The organism is Microbulbifer maximicatervae (SeqCode) (genome assembly GCF_052468155.1).
In genome coordinates, this window is the sequence record NZ_CP174335.1 from 3864469 (window position 1) to 3884475 (window position 20007).

The 20007-nt window shown below is 49.4% G+C and carries 14 protein-coding genes; 1 reads left to right on the top strand and 13 read right to left on the bottom strand.

The features are described from left to right. Positions 1–391 precede the first annotated feature (391 nt). Both ACJJIY_RS16460 and ACJJIY_RS16465 read right to left on the bottom strand, forming a co-directional pair. The gene (locus tag ACJJIY_RS16460; protein ID WP_445358386.1) at positions 392–3574 is read right to left on the bottom strand and encodes an efflux RND transporter permease subunit; all 3183 of its coding nucleotides are present in this window, start codon (positions 3572–3574) and stop codon (positions 392–394) included. 11 nt (positions 3575–3585) lie between these two features. Then, entirely contained in the window at positions 3586–4770 is a 1185-nt protein-coding gene (locus ACJJIY_RS16465) for an efflux RND transporter periplasmic adaptor subunit (RefSeq protein WP_444917099.1), read from the bottom strand. A 272-nt stretch (positions 4771–5042) separates the two neighbouring features. On the opposite strand from ACJJIY_RS16465, the gene ACJJIY_RS16470 reads away from it, so the two are divergent. Beyond that, a complete protein-coding gene (locus ACJJIY_RS16470; protein ID WP_444917098.1) occupies positions 5043–5705 on the top strand; it encodes a TetR family transcriptional regulator in 663 nt (220 codons plus the stop codon). A gap of 175 nt (positions 5706–5880) precedes the next feature. On the opposite strand, the gene ACJJIY_RS16475 is transcribed toward ACJJIY_RS16470, so the two are convergent. The 11 genes from ACJJIY_RS16475 to ACJJIY_RS16525 all read right to left on the bottom strand — a co-directional run bounded on the left by ACJJIY_RS16475 (position 5881) and on the right by ACJJIY_RS16525 (position 19849). After that, positions 5881–6981, bottom strand: a complete 1101-nt coding sequence (locus tag ACJJIY_RS16475) for a SagB/ThcOx family dehydrogenase (protein WP_445358387.1) — start codon at positions 6979–6981, stop codon at positions 5881–5883. A gap of 423 nt (positions 6982–7404) precedes the next feature. Further along, positions 7405–10161 carry a TonB-dependent receptor gene (locus ACJJIY_RS16480; RefSeq protein WP_445358388.1) on the bottom strand — a complete coding sequence of 919 codons (2757 nt, stop codon included), beginning with the start codon at positions 10159–10161 and terminating at the stop codon, positions 7405–7407. A 159-nt stretch (positions 10162–10320) separates the two neighbouring features. Beyond that, a complete protein-coding gene (locus ACJJIY_RS16485) occupies positions 10321–11016 on the bottom strand; it encodes a gluconate 2-dehydrogenase subunit 3 family protein (protein ID WP_445358389.1) in 696 nt (231 codons plus the stop codon). 1 nt (position 11017) lies between these two features. After that, positions 11018–12814 carry a GMC oxidoreductase gene (locus ACJJIY_RS16490; protein WP_445358390.1) on the bottom strand — a complete coding sequence of 599 codons (1797 nt, stop codon included), beginning with the start codon at positions 12812–12814 and terminating at the stop codon, positions 11018–11020. Between the two features lie 251 nt (positions 12815–13065). Continuing rightward, entirely contained in the window at positions 13066–13977 is a 912-nt protein-coding gene (locus tag ACJJIY_RS16495; RefSeq protein WP_445358391.1) for a sugar phosphate isomerase/epimerase family protein, read from the bottom strand. Further along, a complete protein-coding gene (locus tag ACJJIY_RS16500; protein WP_108733294.1) occupies positions 13974–14192 on the bottom strand; it encodes a twin-arginine translocase TatA/TatE family subunit in 219 nt (72 codons plus the stop codon). Before ACJJIY_RS16500 ends, ACJJIY_RS16495 begins: the two co-directional genes overlap by 4 nt. Before the next feature lie 3 nt (positions 14193–14195). Next, positions 14196–14906 carry a 3-keto-disaccharide hydrolase gene (locus ACJJIY_RS16505; protein WP_445358392.1) on the bottom strand — a complete coding sequence of 237 codons (711 nt, stop codon included), beginning with the start codon at positions 14904–14906 and terminating at the stop codon, positions 14196–14198. A 70-nt stretch (positions 14907–14976) separates the two neighbouring features. Beyond that, complete coding sequence (locus ACJJIY_RS16510) at positions 14977–15984, bottom strand: LacI family DNA-binding transcriptional regulator (protein ID WP_445358393.1); 1008 nt, start codon at positions 15982–15984, stop codon at positions 14977–14979. A gap of 56 nt (positions 15985–16040) precedes the next feature. Beyond that, positions 16041–17363, bottom strand: a complete 1323-nt coding sequence (locus ACJJIY_RS16515; protein ID WP_445358394.1) for an MFS transporter — start codon at positions 17361–17363, stop codon at positions 16041–16043. Between the two features lie 56 nt (positions 17364–17419). Then, positions 17420–18481, bottom strand: coding sequence for a sugar phosphate isomerase/epimerase family protein (locus tag ACJJIY_RS16520; protein ID WP_444913013.1), 1062 nt, complete (start codon positions 18479–18481; stop codon positions 17420–17422). A gap of 198 nt (positions 18482–18679) precedes the next feature. Further along, complete coding sequence (locus ACJJIY_RS16525; protein WP_445358395.1) at positions 18680–19849, bottom strand: Gfo/Idh/MocA family protein; 1170 nt, start codon at positions 19847–19849, stop codon at positions 18680–18682. Positions 19850–20007 lie beyond the last annotated feature (158 nt).

Here is a 20007-nt window from a genome sequence, read left to right on the forward strand (position 1 = left end):
TATCTGCTAATAACATTTATGCAATATCGGTGGCCCCATAGAAGTAATAATCTATGAACGTCCATATCAGGCTTCTATACTGCACTCTATCTAGCTTGGAAGTGAGGCTCAATCATGTATGGATAGCTACTCACCTTGCCTGGGATTAGCATTTTGACTCCAAACACTATTCGGCTTCTTGATTTAAATCATTGCTAGTGCTTCATTACTTCAGCGAATAATTTAAAACGATCACATGTTGGCTGAGCTGGAACTAAAGAGGTTCACTTTGTATCTTGAGACTGGCAGTAGCACCCTATTCAGGGATCTTGTGACTTATGGGGGGCCAGAAAGTAAAAAGCCAGGCCCATTAACCTGACCTGGCTTTATTTACTTTATAGTTAAAGCTCTGTTAAAACGCTTCGGCCGCTTCTGCTCTCTCATTTTTTTCTGACGAAATGTCTTGTTTAGCCAGCTCCACTTCCTGCTTATGCACTCTCTTGCCAAACAACCGCTGCACCACAACAAAGAACAGTGGGATAAAGAAGATTCCCAGTAGAGTTCCAACAATCATGCCGCCGAACACACCGGTACCGATTGCCCTTTGGGCACCTGAGCCAGCTCCGGTTGCTATGGCTAAGGGCAACACCCCCAAACCAAAAGCGAGAGATGTCATTAAGATCGGACGCAACCTGTCCCGTACAGCTCGCATCGTAGCATCCACCAACTCCATACCGTCTTCCAAATTCTGTTTGGCAAACTCCACAATCAGGATGGCGTTTTTACTGGTTAGCCCCACTGTAGTCAGCATCGCCACTTGGAAGTAAATGTCGCGCTCCATGCCCCTTAGGCTATTGGCCAGTACTGCACCCAGGATTCCCAAAGGAGCCATCAATAGTACTGCTGTCGGTACTGTCCAACTTTCATAGAGAGCAGCCAAACACAAGAACACGATCAAAAGGGACAAGGTATACAGCAATGGGGTTTGTGCTCCAGCAGAGCGCTCTTGATATGAGAGACCGCTCCACTCTATGCCAATACCAGCGGGCAGCTGTGCTACTAGGCGCTCAACCTCTTCCATTGCCTCACCAGAACTGACTCCGGGGGCAGCCTGCCCATTAACCTGCATTGATGGAACGCCGTTATAGCGCTCCAAGCGGGGGGAGCCGTACTCCCAACCAAAGCTTGCAAAGGAAGATAGCGGTACCATATCGCCTAGATCGTTACGCACTGACCACAATTGGAAGTCTTCCGGGACCATTCTAAAAGGAGCATCAGCCTGCATATACACGCGCTTTACTCGTCCGCGATCGATAAAGTCATCAATATAAGAGCCACCCCAAGCCGTACTCAAAGCGCTATTGATATCATCAATAGAAAGACCGAGCGCTGCTGCTTTCGCATTATCAATTTTCACACGAAATTGAGGAGTATCCTCCTGGCCATTGGGGCGAACATTCGCCAGAAGTTCACTTTGTCCGGCCATTCCCAGAAACTGGTTCCTGGCTGCAGTTAATGCCTCATGGCCCAAACTGCCATTATCCTGAAGGTAGAAGTTGAAACCACCAGAAGAACCCAACTCAGGGAGTGGCGGAGGTGCAAAAGCGAAAGCCATCGCATCTTTAATTTGCATCAGGGCGCCCATCGCGCGCATAGCGACCGAAACGGTGCTTTGCGTTTCCTCTTCCCGCTGGGACCAATCTTCCATATTGACGAAAACAATACCGGTATTCTGTCCGCTACCGGCAAAACTAAAGCCTTGCACGGAATATACAGACTTAACGGTGCCCTGTTCGTTATCCAGAAATTGGTCTTCCACTTTCTTTATGGAGCCCATAGTACGCTCCTGGGTTGCGCCCACCGGCGCCTGCACCATAGAAAAGAGCACGCCTTGGTCCTCATCCGGCAGGAAAGAGCTCGGTAGACGCAGAAACAGAAAGGCCATTGCGGCGGAGAGCACTGCAAACAACAACATAAATCGGCCGCTGCGTTTAAGAATACCTTGCACCCCGGTCTGGTAACGCTGACTACCCTTTTCAAAGTTTCGGTTGAACCAACCAAAAAATCCTTTTTCTCCGTGACTCTCACCCTTAGAAATCGGTTTGAGCAAGGTTGCACACAGCGCTGGTGTCAAGATAATCGCCACCAACACTGACAGCGTCATAGCTGCAACAATGGTGGCGGAGAACTGACGATAGATCACACCGGTAGCACCATCCATAAATGCCATAGGTACAAACACTGCCGATAGCACCACGCCAATTCCGATCAGAGCCGCAGTAATCTGCCGCATCGACTTCTTGGTAGCCTCTTTCGGTGATAGCCCTTCCTCCTGCATCACGCGCTCGACATTCTCCACTACTACGATGGCGTCATCTACGAGGAGGCCGATCGCAAGCACCATGGCAAACATGGTGAGCATATTCACCGAAAAGCCCAGCGCAGCCAGTACGGCAAAAGTGCCCATCAACACTACTGGCACTGCAATCGTTGGGATTAAAGTGGCGCGGAAATTCTGGAGGAATAAGTACATCACCAGGAATACCAACACGATCGCCTCAATCAAGGTACTGATAACCCCCTTAATCGAGACCTCGACAAATGGCGTCGTATCAAATGGAACTACCGAAGTGAGGCCACGCGGGAAGTAAACTTCCAGCTCCTTCAGCTTGGACTTTACTGCATCCGCAGTTTCTAAAGCATTAGCCCCAGTCGCCAAGCTAATAGCGATACCTGAAGCGGGCTGACGGTTATAGCGGGAAATGAACTCATAGCTCTCAGCTCCCAGCTCAACACGGGCAATATCTCCAAGCCGAAGCAGAGAACCGTCCCCATTGGCTCGGACGATAATATCTCTGAACTGCTCAGGGGATTGCAAGCGTCCCTGGGAAGTAATCGCTGCATTCAACTGCTGTCCCGGGATTGCTGGCGCAGCGCCAAGGCTCCCCACTGTAACCTGAGCATTTTGCGCTCGTACTGCGTCAGCGACATCACTAGGCGCGAGGCCATAAGTGTTGAGCTTATTGGGATCAAGCCAAATCCGCATGGCGTACTTGGAGCCAAACACTCGAACATTACCGACTCCCGGTACTCGACTTATCGGGTCAACGATGGCCGAGTTGATATAGTCTGCAATGTCATTGCGATTCATGCTGCCGTCTTCAGAAACAAAACCGGCAACCATCATGAAGCCGCCCCGAGACTTACTAACATTCACACCTTGCAGCTGAACTTCTTGGGGTAACAGCGGCATTGCCAGTTGCACTTTGTTTTGCACCTGGACCTGGGCCGTGTCTGGATCAGTTCCATTCTCGAAGGTCAGTGAAATGGAAACACCGCCATTAGACTGACTGGTGGCAGACATATAAAGGAGGCCATCCAGCCCCTTCATATTACGCTCAAGAATTTGGGTCACCGAGTCCTCAACCACCTTGGCTGAAGCCCCTGGATAATTTGCTTCAATATTCACCGATGGAGGGGCAATATCCGGGTAGCGCTCTACTGCTAACTTGCCGATGGATAGTACACCTGCCAGCATCGTGATAATTGCCAGCACCCAGGCAAAGATGGGCCGATTGATAAAAAAACTTGCCATAACCCCTACCCTTAAGACCCCTGCTGTGCAGGCGCTTCGCCAGCCTGTTGATCACCTTCAGCCGCCGGCAGCTGCTCATTTTCGCGCTCGCTGGCCTGTACCGGGGCTCCCGGGCGAATTTTCTGAAGCCCGGCGACTACGACCCGGTCCCCGGCCTCGAGCCCATCTTCCACTAGCCAGCGATTGCCAATCGTACGACTAACCCGCACAGATCGCTGGGCAACCACATTTTCCTCATTAACAACCATGGCTGAGGTATTGCCTTTAGGGTCCCGCGCAATTCCTTGCTGAGGTACCAGAATTGCGTCTTTACGGACACCACTACCGACAATTGCGCGTACATACATACCCGGCAACAGCATGGTATCCGGGTTTGGAACAACTACTCGCAACAACACACTGCCCGTTGAGGGGTTGACACTGGCTTCGGCAAACTCCAGCTTGCCCTGGTGTTCAAATTCGCTGCCATCTTCTAATAGGATTGTCACAGGTAGATGAGTGGCGTCGGCCAATGTGCCCGCTTGAAGCGCTCGGCGGAGGCTAACAAGCTCAGCTGCCGACTGGGTAACCTCAACATAGATCGGATCTAGTTGCTGCACAGTAGCCAAAGTTCCGGCTTGATTGGCCGTTACCAGAGCACCTTGAGTAACTGTAGATTTGCCAATTCGGCCTGTAATCGGAGAGGTGACCCTTGCATATTCCAACTGGATTTCCGCCCTGTGCAGCTCCGCCTGAGCTGCGGCTACATCGGCTCGGGCCTCCTGAAGATCGGCTTCCGCAGCATCATTTTCCTGCGTGCTAACAGCACCATTACCCACCAGGTTCGCAGTACGCTCGGCTTTGAGGCGAGCGATGTTCATAGCCGCCTTTGCGCCTTGCAAACTTGCCCTAGCACTATCGACGTCAGCACGATAAAGAGCGTCATCTAGCTGGTAAAGTGGCTGATTTGCACTAACTTGGCCACCTTCACGGAACAACTGGCGTTTTATGATGCCATTAACCTGCGGACGAACCTCAGCCACTTTAAAGGGGGAAGTCCGCCCCGGCAGCTCCCTGGTAAGAGTGACGGATTCCGGCTGAAGTGTGACTACGGTCACTTGGGGGGCCATTCCCGGTGGAGCCGAAGCTTCCTCGTTACACCCCGCCAACAATGCGGAAGCGACCAAAAGGCTGGTGAGAGCTCGGGCTTTTAACATGGTTACCTCTAAAAATGACTGCGCGGACAAAATATTGGCAGTTAGCGGAATTTTTAAGTGACAAGGAAATCTGAGTAAAGTAGCGTGGCATTTTATGAGTACGTAGGAAACAGGATCAACTGTTCATAATCGTGCAATTTTCATCTAACATGCACTTTCACCCAGTATATTCAAGGGTTTGCACATAAAACCCCTTTGCACACTTGCGGTTAAACGCTGCAAAAATGAGCCAGAGTGAAACTAATAATTGATTAAAGAAGCCGCTGTTCCTTATGACCAAACGCAGAGATGAGCAAATTTTGACCACCCGTGAGCGTATATTAAACGCCGCGCTCAATGTGTTTCATGAATATGGAGTGTGTCGCCCTTCCCTTTCCGAAGTCGCAAAGCTGGCTGGAGTTAGTTGCGGTGCTGTTGCCGACCACTTTCACAGCAAAACCGGTTTGCTGCTCGCTCTGACAGAACGCATGGTACTACCCGGCGAACAACTTTGTAATAACGCCGGCGAGCAACTCAACGCCAATCCCCTCGGTACACTGCGAACCCGCTGGGTGTGGCTGTTTCAGGAAATTGCTTGTAACCCAGAGTGGCAGCAGGTACTTGAGATTATCTTCCATCCCTGTGAAGAAAAGGTTACCGAGAATAATGAAGCCCACTTGCGTATGAAGCAAGGGCGCACCCGCGGGCTTGAGCGAATGGCACAACTGATTGCCCTCGCAGTATCCGAGCGCCAACTGCCCGAAGATCTTGATACAGACCTCGCGATGCAGATGTTACACGGTGGCCTGTTCGGTGTGATTGAAACTTGGCTCTTATCCTCAAGAATTGAAGATATCGGCGAACTCGGTGAACGCTATATCGACTCTCTAATCGATATGATCCGCTTCTCCCCCACCATGCGCTTAAGTTCACAACTGGTCCACACCCTGCACTGACGCGCCTTATCAATGTCGGTGGGGCATACTCCCTTACAGTGCTCGCCTCACCATAGATACCTTTTCTCTTTCACTGTTTATTGGAAAGCCCCCACTCGTTATCTTGACCCTTAAATCATTGGTTACAGCGAAGTCAAAGCGCTCTTATCTAACAAAAACACTTAACTATTATCCATTAAACCAATTTTGTTGAATCAGAAGGCAAGTACTCAACAGGAAAACAAGCATGTTCTCCCTCACCAATAGCCATAAAGAAGACCATGGCACTGTCTTTATCCAACTTCAGCAGACTCTCAAACTCTTCATCGTAAAAAGCGCCCGCTATAAATACGTCTTGCTTAAGAGAGTGTGCATAGAGAAATATATTCTCAGATAGATGGCCGGCTTCAAGGTAAGCCATCCGATAGATACGGGAATGACGATACTTGGACCAGAACCGATTAAATTTGCAGACAAAGCAAATATTAACTGCGGCACCCTCGGCATAGGGCTGACCGACCAGCAAGCGGCGGATCTTATCATGGCTAACAGGACCTCCGACTTTGGTCAATCCATGATCAATTGGATTGTAAAGGTAAATACCAGGATCAATCCCCTGTACCGAATGCACTATCAGGTAAATATCTGTAGCTTGTAAGGCGCCGCCAGCAGGGCTGCTGCGAAAATATCCAAAATAATTTATTTTGTCTGAGTGGGCCTTATAAAACTTTTCAACAAACGGAGAAGTACGAAATTTTACACAATGAAAAAGTATTTTTTCCAAAAGCTCACGTTTTAAAGTGGTACCCGGTACAAATTTTCGTGAAGAAAACCGGGTCCCAAACACAGACTCCAACTGATTGGTGGTAGGAAAGCTATTCAGTGGAATATCCACTTCTGGATAATTGTACTTGCCTTTAGCCTTTTCCGGCACCTGTTTACAGTAGTCAACATACTGTCCTACCCAAGATACCCTGGGATCTTCACTAGCCCCTTCTTTGCCCTCAGTCGAGGGCGGTAACGAAAGCTTGGTGCCATAATGGTAAAACCAGGATAGTACATCCCAACCCCATTGTTTCCGAGCTAAATCACCAATGATGAAGGCTCCATTACTTTGAAGGAAATCTGCTGCCTTAGTTTCTCCTGTCTGCACATCGGAATAAAATTTATCCAGAATATTTATGAGGGTTTCTTTATCCAAAGCCCACTGATCGTGATGAACAACATCCCACAAGATGACTTCATTTTCACTGAAATAGAGAAAGAAATTATCTAATAAAGCAGCGCCTTTCATCATCGCTTAACCATCATATTTACTAGAAGTAGTAAAAAAACTAGAAAGGCAGAATCGCTAAATTCTTGATTTGTCTGTATTAGCCCTGAGTGAGACGTCCCTCATTTTCAAGGGCCATCTCACTTTTTGTGAAAAACTACCTTCTATTAACAGGTAGTGTAGACTGTGACACAAACTCCCAGAGCATAGGGTGTTGCGTCTTCTATATATACCCTTTTCATGATAAATCCCTCCATTCAAACTACTTTAAATTACTCCTTTAACTGAGTACTAGTATAAAATGCACACATTTCCTAGATCGAATTGATATATGAGAGCTAATAAAATACTCAATTGCGCCTAAACTGAGTACGCTGATATGAAATTAAAAATTTACAGAAAGGTGCGGACACGTCCCTGTGTCCGCGTGACTGGGTAGCAATGAGGTTAGAAACTATATGTCAGCCCCATATAAGCTCGTCGGCCTGAATATGAGGAGCCCCAGACCCTGTTTTCCTCACCCCAATATCTATCCACCTTCTCTTCGGTAAGGTTGATTATTGAGGCGGTCAACGTCAGGTTATCCATCAAGCGATAAGATGCATTAACATCCAACTGATCGTATTCATCAGTGAAAGTGTTCATGCCATTGTGGAATCCGTCTGCATAGTCACTGCGATAATTGTAAGAAGCGCGAATGCTAAAGTCGATATTTTCATAGTAAAGGGATAGGTTGTACTGGTCCTTCGAAGTGCCGGCAATTTCTGTTTTGGTTTTGATACCTTCAGAGTCAATCTCAGCTAGCTCCGTATCTGTGAAGGTATAGTTTGCATAGACTCCAAAGCCATTATCAAAGGCATACTGAACAAACAGTTCTACACCTTGTGCGGTAGCATCAGTGCCATTGACCGGCATAGACATAGACACTGCCCGGGTAACACCATCGATATCCCTTGTCACCATAGAACTGCCGTTGATTACAAACGAAGCAATATCTTTTCTGAACAAGGTCAGTCCTGCAGCAGAGGCATCATCGAAATACCACTCCAGCCCCAAATCAAACTGATCAGCTTTATAAGGCTCCAATTCAGAGTTGCCTGCATACCCTTGACTGACTGTTGAGCCGGGCAAAGGAGCGTGGATCACTTCAGAACCACCGAGATTATCGTATTCCACTCTCGCTACGACTCTAGCGAGAGCTGCGCGCATAACCAGTTCATCGGAGATATCCCAAGCGATATTAGCACTAGGTAAAATATCAGTATTGCTGCTGTCACGAATATTGGGTTCGTCCTGTAACACCCCATCAATATTGTCGTAGGTGCTCGCATACTGCTTGGTCTGGACTGCTCGAATACCAAAGTTTCCGCGCAGGTCTGCCGAGGCAAAATTCTGCTGTACATAAGCAGCCGTAATTTCCTCACCAACCCGGTAAACCTGATTTTTCTCGACGATTACCGTAGGGTCACCATAGGTTGCGTATAGAAACTCTTTTAACTTATCAAACTCCAGATAAGCGAAATTTGGCACATTCACACCGCCGATAATATTATCGAGAGGGCCGTTTGAAAGGATATCGATTGTGTCGGGCACACCATCGGGGTCAGTGTGGAATGAATCACTTGGCCACCAGGGGTAACAAGCTCCATCAACATCACCCCAGTTAATCGTTGGACAGGGAGGATTATCATCATCCCAGGATTGTTTGGTGATGCGGCGGTTTATCTCATGGTCCCGGTACTTAACCCCAACATCCAGGGAGGTAAGCCAGGCATAATCCATATCGATGGAAACGTCCAGCTGGTAGTAACTCTCCTCGTCCTCGCTGCTGGTCCAATGGGATGAGAACCAGTCATATAAAGGATAAGTGTTGGGATCTCCCAGATCTGCACTGGTATCAATTTCAGCAGTACCACTGCTGAGATCCCAGCTCCAATCGGTTGCAGTGCCATAACGGGAATTGACTGATGCAAACAATTTCTCAGAGGGGCCGCCCTCTGCACTGGTATTACCGACTACCAACCGAGCACTATATCCATCTCCCTCGTAACTGATATTGAAATCCAGCGTATCCGAAACATATTCCGCTCGAGTGTAGTCACCAGCTACCTGTGGAGACTGTAACTCTGCCTGGCCCCGATCGAGCATACCAATGCCGAGAAGAGTATCACCATCTTCATCAAACTTGAGACTGCCCGGCGCTATTGCATCCCCGTAGTTCCACTCAGGAAATACGATACGATAATTCTCTGAGTTGCCGCCTAGCTCAAAGCGGAAATAATTGACACCAAATTCCAGCTGTTCTACCGGACGCCATTGGGCACTTAGCTGCATGCCATCCCGGGTCCGCTCCTCTTCCAAGACACTACCGACAACGGCTCGCGGCGCATAGAAATCCCGGTATTCATTACCGTCGATATCCACCATCGGCCCCCTGGCCTCTACGCCAGTCTGGGGGGACTCATCTCCCTGCCAACCCCAGTTTTCTACCGAGGTGCTAATTACCCGGTTCTGACGATCCTGCTTTGAGTATCCAAACAATACGCCAAAGGTTTCCTGATCATTTTTCCATGAGTAAAAACCGGTGTACTGAGGTTCGTACTCCCCAGTAACATCAGCATAAGTACTCTCAATGGATAACATGCCCTCCCCGGAATCCAGGTCCAGTGGCTTGCGGGTGTGTAAAATTACAGTACCACCTATCCCGCCTTCATCCAGTTTTGCTTCTGGACTTTTATACACATCCGCTCGGGAGATCATCGCTGAAGGTAGCAATGCGTAGGAAAATGATCGGGATGGATCATCGCCGGGAGTGGCTATATAGTTTCCGTTTAGCTGGGTAAAAGTGAGCTCAGGTGCAGTTCCTCGGATACTTACCTCGGCACCCTCGCCGCCGCTTCGAACGATGGATACTCCCGGAACCCTCTGCAAAGAGTCTGCAACATTCTTATCGGGGAATTTACCCATATTTTCAGCGGTGATTGAGTCTACCACCGCATTGGAAAAACGCTTTACATCGAGATTTTTCTCCATGCTCCGGCGAATACCCAATACCTCTACCTCCTCCAGCACCAGACTCTCTGTATCAGATTCACTGGTGCTCTGGGCATTTGCCATACCGACAACACTGCACAACACTAGAACACTTACGGACGTCCGCAATAGATCTAGCTGGCGATTTGTATTTAAGGGTATTTCTCTCATTGCTCAAATTTCTCTTTTATTATTTTTTTCTAGCTTTCCGTTCACCCTAAAAGCCCGACATATCATTTGCCGGGCCACCGGAATATGCCCTACTCTTATCGATCCAGTTCTGTCTCGATATTTTTATATGTGCGTATAGCGCTAAAGCAAAAAGCGTTTTTAGCTATCCAAGCCAAGTCGCTTGAGAACTTCAGGGGGTGCTCCAGGGAAACTCGCCATTGGTCGGTTACCCACATAGCCAATATCCGCCATACCTTCCTCGGTGGTATAGAAAGCGGTGGACACGAGAACTCGAACTTTGGCAAAGAAACGAGCACCAGCCTGGAACTCTGGCTTCGCCGTGCGAGTCCACTTGATATCCTCACAGATGGCTATTTTTTGAGGTTCATTCAGATCGACAAAGGAACCTCCAAATCTGCGCTTGGACTCACCCTCCAGCCAAACAACTCCTCCCCGAATCGTGACAAGATCTGCTTTATTATTGGAATATGGGGCGCTGACATATTCGTTGATGTAGTGATGGGCACCTACTGAAGAGGCACTCGGAGAAGTTTCATCTGCGGGAATAATGACGTCGCAAAGTGCTGCCAATACCGCTAACTCACCTATTTCAAGCTGCATCTCCCAAGGCACAACGGGATTAAGGAGATCCGGATCTGTCGGCGTGCCCCTGGCAAGAGTCTGCTTCGGGGCGTCCAGGTTCTTTACTACCGGTTCAGCCGCTGGCACCTCCTCTTTCACTACAACTTTTTGCGCTACTTTCTCAGAACAGCCAATGACTGGAACTGCAGCAGCGGTGGTAGCAATCAAACGCAGGGCGTTGCGCCGACCCAGATTGGTTTTTTCCTCGCTCATATCAGATATTCCTCTTCTTGAACTGGTCCACGATGTAGTCGCAGGTGCGCCAGGCCAGCGCCATAATGGTCAGGGTTGGATTCTTATCAGCATTGGAGACAAAGGGTGCGCCGTCAGTAAGGAAGAGATTCGGTACTTCCCAGGACTGGCAGTAAGGATTGAGCACGGAATCTTTCGGATTTGAGCCCATGCGCGCGGTGCCGACTTCGTGAATAATCGCACCGCCGTTGATAATTGCCTTGGCACCGTCGGTTTGCACGGTAGAGGTGACCTTACCACCCATACCCTCAATGATTTCAGCAAAGGTTTTGTGCATGTGAGCGGCCTGGTTCAATTCCTGGTCACTCCATTTCCAATGGAACTTCAACACCGGGATGCCCCACTGATCTACCTGGTCCTTATCAATTTCACAGTAGCTGTCCTCGTTGGGAATCATTTCCCCGCGACCGTCAAACCACACAAAGGAGCCGTAGTAACGCCGGCAGGCTTCTTTCAAGTCTTTGCCATAAGCACCATTGGTAAAATCACCCATACCGCCGAAGGCACCTGCGCCCGGCATACTGCGACCACCGCCGAATTCAATGTGGTAGCCACGGGCGAAATCCAGGTCACCACGCAATTGTTCCTTGTACAACCACCAGGGCATATACATGTGCATCGCCGATGCGCCGTCCTCGTTGTGGGCAGGCATACTTTCCAAAGCGGGAATCTGCCCGCCGATACCAGCTCCCACTGTATCCATCAGGTATTTCCCTACGGCACCGCTGCCATTGGCGATACCATCGGGGAATAAAGTGCTTTTGGAATTAAGGAGAATGCGCGAAGTTTCAGCCGCACTGGCTGCAACAACCACAGCGCGGGCACTGGCAAATCTTTCCTGACGGGTATCTTTATCAATATAAATAACCCCGTTTGCCTTACCTTTCTTATCAACGGTAACTTCACGCACCATGGCATCAGTAATGATATCCAGGTTGCCCGTCGCTAATGCCGGTGGCAGCAGTACAGTCGTGGACTGGAAATTCGCCTTGATAGAGCAACCGCGACCACAGGGCGTGGCCCAAAAACAGGCTGCACGAGATTTCATCGATTCCCGGGTAACGTCCTGGGCAAGTTTATTTTCCGGGAATAGTTTCTGCGGAATATTTTCGTGATCTAGGCGCTCACTGAGAATAGCCAGGTGAGAGGGAATTACAGGGATCCCCAGTCTATCGCACGCTTTTTTGGCCAGGAGTTCATAGGCACGGGGCTTCGGGGGCGGCAGCAACACACCCGCAGAAGAGTCGGGAGTATTCTCTAACCCCTCGTTGGTGCCATAGACACCAATGAGCATCTCGGTTTTATCGTAGTACGGGGCGAGATCGTTATAACTGATCGGCCAGTCAAAACCGAGTCCGTCCCTTGAATAGGGTTTAAAATCATACTCACCCATTCGCAGGGAAATCCGTCCCCAGTGGTTCGTGCGACCACCCAGCATACGGGCACGCCACCAATCGAAACGGCGGCCTCTTTCCCTAGAGCCCTGAGTGTAAGGTTCACCAGGTACCTGCCAACCTCCGTCAACCGTTGCATCATAGAAACCGAACGGCTTTTCCGGTGTGCTCCCCCCACGCAAGGGCGCATCTTTTGGGAGGTTAAACATTGGGGTTTCCTTAACCGGGTCATAGGATCTCCCCGCCTCCAGCAATAGAACCTTTAGCCCTGCAGTGGCTAGTACATAGGCAGCCATACCGCCGCCAGCACCAGACCCAACAATCAGTGCGTCATACTCTTTCTTCTCGAAGTCATCATTCGGCATCGCCTCTCTCCTACTTCATCAATTATTTTTGTTTTACTCGTTTAATTTTAAATAATTTATAAGATAAATCTGTAACCGGTTACATTTCTTGCCAAAAATTTTTACTTATCCATTACATCTAATGTCTAACTTATGTTTTTTTAACCAAAAAGATTAATTTTTATAAACATTTTTAACGAACCTAGAAACCCCCAAATACTTTGATCAAAAAATGAGAGTAACCGGTTACATTTTAACCAAATAATTATTATTTACTCGCTATATAGCTCACCCTGTCGCGACAAGCGCAGCAAAAGCTCTTTCGTTGCTTTGATCCCCCAGTCTTCATCGCCGGCGCCTTCATACTCAATGCCGATATACCCCTTGTAACCCGCCTTTTGAATTATCCGCAGCATCCGGGCAAAATCCGTATTGGTCTCATTTCCCCGCTTATCAAATGAAAAGCTCTTTGCACTGATTCCGCGGGCAAAGGGCATCAACTGCTCTACTCCCAAGTAGCGGTCGTAGTCACCAAAGTTTCCAAAGTCTGGCAAACTTCCACAGTTCGGCATATCCACTGACTGTAATAATTGGGATAACCAAAGCCCGTTTGAGGAATAGCCACCGTGGTTCTCCACCACAATATTGATGTCGAAATCCAAGGCAAATTCTGAGAGAGCCCGCAGCCCATCTCTACAAGCAGAACTAACCTCCCTGCTACTACCCTGTCCGCCAGCATTCACCCTGATAGAGTGGCAACCCAAATATTTGGCCGCTTCAACCCACTGGAAATGATTTTCTACCGCTAGTTGTCTTTCGCTAGCATTTGGGTTGCCAAGATCACCTTCTGCATCAACCATAATCAAAAGGCTTTTAACCCCGTGATCTATTGCACGCACTTTCAACTCTGAAAGAAAATTCTGATCCCTGGCCTTATCGGCAAAAAACTGATTGACATACTCTACCGCGTCAATTGCAAATGCCTTTCTTGCCTTAATAGGAAAATCCAATACCTTGAGAGTGCCACTTCGCAATTGCCGGTGCAGGGACCATTGGGCCAGGGAAATTTTCACAGGGCCACCTGGGGTATTGGTAATGATTCGCCCACTATTGCCAAACAAGGGTGCGGTAAAAGCAGCTGCAGCCAAGCCGGTACCAACCTGTAGCAAAGTTCTACGCTTCATTCCCGCTCCCCAGCTTGGAGTAGATTGCCAGACAAGTTACCTGGGGAATCTTCTCTAGTGCCATCCTTATCGCTTTGATGCAATGAGCGGCGGAAACCACTAATCGCTCCTCCAAGGTCTTCTCCCAGACGGCGGATCTTGCCACTACCAAAAAGTAGAACCGCTAACACAAGAACAATAAGTACCTGCCAAATACCCACGCCTGAAATACCCATGATTTACAGCTCCCGAATTCTGATATTGCGGTACCACACTTTGTCGCCGTGGTCTTGTAAAGCAATAAAGCCGCTCTCACTACGGGCAAAATCGGGGTAAGAGGAAAACTTACTGTTGGCAAGACGTGTATCCCAATCTTCAGACCAAAGTTCATAGCTGACAATCATGCTTCCATTCAGCCAATGTTCAACCCGACCATTCTCCACTCGAATACGCGTTTTATTGAATTCTCCTGCCGGCTTTACCTCATCCTCGCTGGGTGCATACAAGTCGAAGACTGATCCCGCGCTGTGGCTCAGTTTTTCCAGTTCGGGAAAAGCACTGTTATCCAGTACCTGGTATTCCATACCTGACATCCAGACTGGTGCATTGCCACCAGCTACCCGATAAATAATGCCGCTGTTTCCGCCTTCAGATATCTTCCACTCCAGTTCCAGCTCAAAATCAGAAAACTTATCTGCAGTGACGATATCCCCCGCTCCACCAGCAGTGAGCACCAGGTTGCCATCAACGACCTGCCAGGCCTCTCCTACATGGGAGCCATTGGCACCGGTCCAACCCTGCAACGTTTTACCGTCGAATAAATGCCTCCAGTCCTTATCCGCTTGTATACCGGACTTTTCCGGCATCCGTTCACAACCCCCCAATGTGACTAGCAGTGCTGCAGAAGCCAGTAAAGACGTGCAAAATTTTGTCTCAGTGAATTTTTTCATCGTTGTTATCTCCACATGAATTGGTGTTTATCTAATCAGTTCGCCGAGATGGTTTTACATCCGTACTTTATTAATCCTGATAGCGGGCAGTACTTCCCCTTGCCACTAAATCAAAGGGCAAAATAGTTCGACTCGCTTTTAACGGTTTTCCGTCAATAATGCGGCGCAAGGTTTCCATCGCATATCTGCCCAGCTTCTCTGCAGGCTGGTCAATTGTTGTCAGGGGCGGGTCCGTAAATTGCGAAAACTCAATATTATCGAAGCCCGCCACCGACACATCCGCAGGCACCTGCAAACCCATTTCCTTCGCTTGATGAACAGCGCCAATAGCCATTTCATCATTCATACAAAAAATGGCAGTAGGCGCAGAGGCTAAAGAGAGCAGTTTTTTTGCACCCTTCGTACCAGACGGCATAGTGAATTCTCCGTTTACAACCAGGTCAGAATTCAACTCGAGACCGTGCCGTTGCATCTCCTCCTCAAAACCGGCCAGGCGATCACGCACAATCGGACTATTAAGCGGGCCGGTCACTATGCCGATCCGGCGGTGACCCAGCTCGATCAAATGGCGAGCCATGGCTTGCGCCGCGCCAGAATTATCCAGTTCAACAACCGGATAGCGGTCGTCTTCAGCAATGCGCTCACACGCATTTACCATTGGAATCGACGCTGCTAAAGCTGCATCTTTCTCTGCAAATGGATAGCGGCTATCCAGTTGAATAAGGCCATCTGCCTGATTCGTCAGTGCCATTCCCGCATAGAACTGCTCATGAGCTGGTTCGCCCTTGGTATCTCCCAGTAAAACGGAGTAACCCTGGTCTTGAGCTGCCTTTTCTATCCCTCGGATAACTTTGGAAAAAAAAGGATTGGCAATATTTGGGACCAGAACCATCACTGCAAATGACTTACCGGAACTAAAGTTTCTCGCCAACATATTGGGCCGATAGCCGGCCTCTTCCACCGCTTTCAGCACCCGCTCCCTGGTCCGCGGAGAAACCATTTGCGGGTCTTTCAGGGCTCTGGACACGGTCGCGACGGAAACACCGGAGCGACGTGCAACTTCGCGAATGTTTGACATACTTTTCCGTTACTTTGTTGTTAGTAGTCGACTATTTTCGCACAAATGGAAAACGCCTACTGGTTGCCTACTGCAGTGACACCTTGCACTTTGCTCGCAGCCTGCCTACGATCCCAAATCCAGATAAACGCAAAAATCGGCAGCAAGATAAGGGGAACCATGGCCAGTGACTGGAATGATTCGATAGAGGCGGTTGCCAACACAGCATCCAGTTCATCGCCCGTTAACTTTTCAAAGGCTTCCAAACCACCGGCAGCCTCAATCTTGGCGCTGTCAAAAATTTCTCCAAGCTTCGGCAGAACAAACTGAATAGACATTCCCCCAGCAAACCCCAGCAGCCCCAAAAACAGTGCGCCGCCGCGTACAAAACGCTCGGATACCGTAGCGAGCATGGTAGGCCACATATAGCAGACACCGATGCCCCAAACTGTTGCCGCTAAGAATGCAGTTACCGGGGTTCTCGCCATTCCTAAGCAATAGAGGCCAACAGCTGCAAGTAAACTACTGAGCCACAAGAGCCCAATGGGAGAGAGTTTTTTGGCCAGCCGTCCGGCAAAGTGGCGCATTACAAACATCAACATGCTGACATAAACCAGAATGAGAATGCCCTTCATACCGACTACTCGAGAGAGCGTCAGGTCAACCCACTGCCCTGGAGCCAGCTCTGTTGCAGCGGTTAGCCACATACAGACCCATAGCACGATAAACATCGGCTGCCTGAAAACTTCTTTAAACATCTCGCCATAACTGATGCCATAAGAAACCCGTTCAGTTACCGGGAATTCTGTTCTGGACACAAGCCACGCCATGACCACAGCCGGTAGGGCCAAAACAATCAGGTTCAACTGCCAGGGAAGTTCAAGCGCAGAAATGGCTAACCCAAGTAATCCGCCCACCACAATCCCGGCAGGCCACCAGGCATGTAGTACATTTAGGCGGTGAGTTTTATTTTCAGGATCAACCGCTGCAACCATTGGGTTACTGGCGGCCTCCACTGCCCCCCAGCCCAAACCGGTAAGTAACAGCCCCGCAAGAACCAGATTCTCAACGCCCTCCCCGGGGGTTACTAATGATGCTGCAATAATAAGCAGACTGCCCAACACGTAGCCTATTGATGAGAGCATTAACATCCGTTTGATACCGACCAAGTCCACCAATGCGCTGCCAAATAGCAGGGTTAGGGCAAACCCTGAAAAGGTAAATCCAAGCGCTTCTCCAACCATTGCAGTGGAGTTGGCAAGATCAATATGATCATAAATGTCCGACTGTAAGTTGCCGGCGATCGAAGCCCTCACAGCAAACCCAAGGCCAATCATAAAGATTGACAGATTTCCCACTAGGAAGACGTTCCTGTGCAAAGCCTTTGTCTGTGTACTCATCTATCCAGTCTCCGCATGATTTATTGTTATTCGTTGTCCACTGGGATTGGCAAAAATTAGTCCAGCCCTAAAATCCTACGATTTCGAGCGCGATCTGTTTCAGCACCGGCAAAATCATCAAAAGCTTTGTCAGCCACGGTTATCAGGTGCTCCCGAATAAATGGCGCACCCTCGCTGGCCCCCTGCTGTTGATCCTTAATGCAACACTCCCATTCCAATACCGCCCAGCGATCGTAACCGTACTGGGTCAGTCGGCTAAAAATCCCACGAAAATCTACCTGGCCATCCCCCAGGGAGCGAAAGCGACCGGGCCGGTCAATCCAGGGGGCATAACCGCCGTATACGCCAGCCCTTCCACTCGGGTGAAATTCCGCATCTTTCACATGGAAAGCCTTGATTCGCTCGTGATAGATATCGATAAAGGCTAGGTAATCCATTTGCTGTAAAAGCAAATGGCTTGGGTCATACAAGATGTTGGCTCTAGGGTGATCTTCCACCTCGTAAAGAAACCGCTCGAAGGTCAAGCCATCATGCAGGTCTTCACCAGGGTGCAGCTCATAGCAGACATCGACCCCCGCGCTGTCAAACGCATCCAATATTGGACGCCACAAACGGGCCAGCTCGCGAAAACCTTCTTCAACCAACATCGCTGGGCGCTGGGGCCAAGGATAAAAAGTGTGCCAGAGTAAAGCGCCGGAGAAAGTTGCATGGGATTTGAGCTTCAGGTTGGCACTGGCCCGGGCTGCAAGAACTAATTGATTGCTCGCCCACTCTGCACGGGCTTGCAAGTTTCCGCGTACTGCCTCTGGAGAAAAAATATCCAGCATTTCCTTATAGGCTGGGTGAGCTGCGACCAACTGCCCCTGCAAATGCGTAGACAATTCAGAAATCTGTACCCCAGCCTCCTCACAGATCCCCAGCACATCATCACAGTAAGCTTGGCTTTTACTGGCCAGCTCAAGATCGAAAATCCGCTTGTCCCAAGTGGGAACCTGGATGCCTTTGTACCCCAGGTCTGATGCCCAACGAGCCATAGATTCAAGCGATGCTGGCTGTTCGCTCGATGGGAGAAACTGGGCGAGAAAAATTCCGGGCCCCTGAATTCTGGGTGCCTTCATTTATTGTTATCCTTTTTACTGCTGTACTTATTAATTCTGCAACCAACCCTTTCCAAGCGATTGGTTTGCACCTTTTGAGAAAACTCTTCAAAAGGTAACTGGCCGCAGGCCGACACCGACACCTCCCTGTGCCGTACTAGCTGCCGGACGCCCACCCTGCCAGAGATACCTAAATTCTGTGAGGTTGGACCTAGCCACTCACTTCCAATAAGGCGCCAGGGAAACCCATGAGGATTTTGCGCGACTGCTCTCCAGCACACCGCGCACAAATGCCATTGCGCGAACACCTGCATCAATGTTGCCAACGGCAGGACTGTTCTTTGAAACTAACCCCTTCCGGCGGCCTCGGACTTGACCAGCAAAATCGCGATAGATATTGGCGAAGGCCTCTATATAGCCCTCCGGGTGTCCTTGAGGTGTCCGGCAGAAAGACCTGACGTCTCCATCCAGATACTCACAATCCGCACCGGCTTTCCAAATCGCCACAGGCTGCCCCCTGCGCTTTACTAGCAATTGGTTTGGGGCTTCCTGCTCCCAAAACAGCGAACCGTCTTCACAGTAAACACTGATATTCAGGTTGTTCCCCTCTCCTCCACAGACTTGACTGGCTGTAAGTGTTCCTCGGGCGCCCTGATCTAATTTAAATAGCGCTGCACCGTCATCATCCAACGCTCTTTCATCAACTACCGCTTGCACGTCTGCGCAGACTTCAGAGATATGCTGGCCAGTAAAAAACTCCACCAGATGATGAGCATGGGTGCCTATATCCGCAAAGCAGCCACTTTCTCCCGAACGTGCAGGATCTGTTCGCCAACTCGCCTGCTTACTTCCCGTGGAATCACCGGCTAGTGCCAGCCAGCCCTGCGGATAGGCAACAGTAACTCGTCGAATAGACCCCAACTCTCTCCTGCCCAGGATTGCTCTCGCTTGCATAACCAGAGGGTAAGCAGCATAAGTGTGGGTCAAACCATAAAGATGCCCGCTTTGCTCCACTTCCTTTTTAAGCTCAAGTGTTTCTTCCAAAGTGGAAGCGGCTGGCTTGTCGGAGAGGACATGGAATCCCGCCCGCAACGCAGCAATAGAAACGGGTAAATGGAGATGGTTGGGAGTTACTACAGATACAAATTCAACTCGATCATCAGCACTGCGACGGGATTCCCCTTGGAACATCTGTTGATAGCTTTGGTAAATCCGGTCCGGGTGTAGCCCCAGCTTTTCACCAGTTTTACGACTGCGGCCGGAATCGCTACTAAAGCAGCCGGCGACTAGCTCTATCTCACCATCGAGAGCTGCAGCCATCCGATGGATTGCACCAATAAAAGCACCCTCCCCACCACCAACCATGCCCATTCTTATTTTTTTAACCAAACCCCATCCCCTCGGGCCACTCAATGAACCAGCTGAATAAACAGCCTATTTATTTTTATTTCCGTGTTTTGTAAGCGGACACGCTGTTTCCAAATCGCGGTTTTCGTAGCACTCCACCGTTTGAAACAGAATGTAACCGGTTACATTTCAATTTAAGA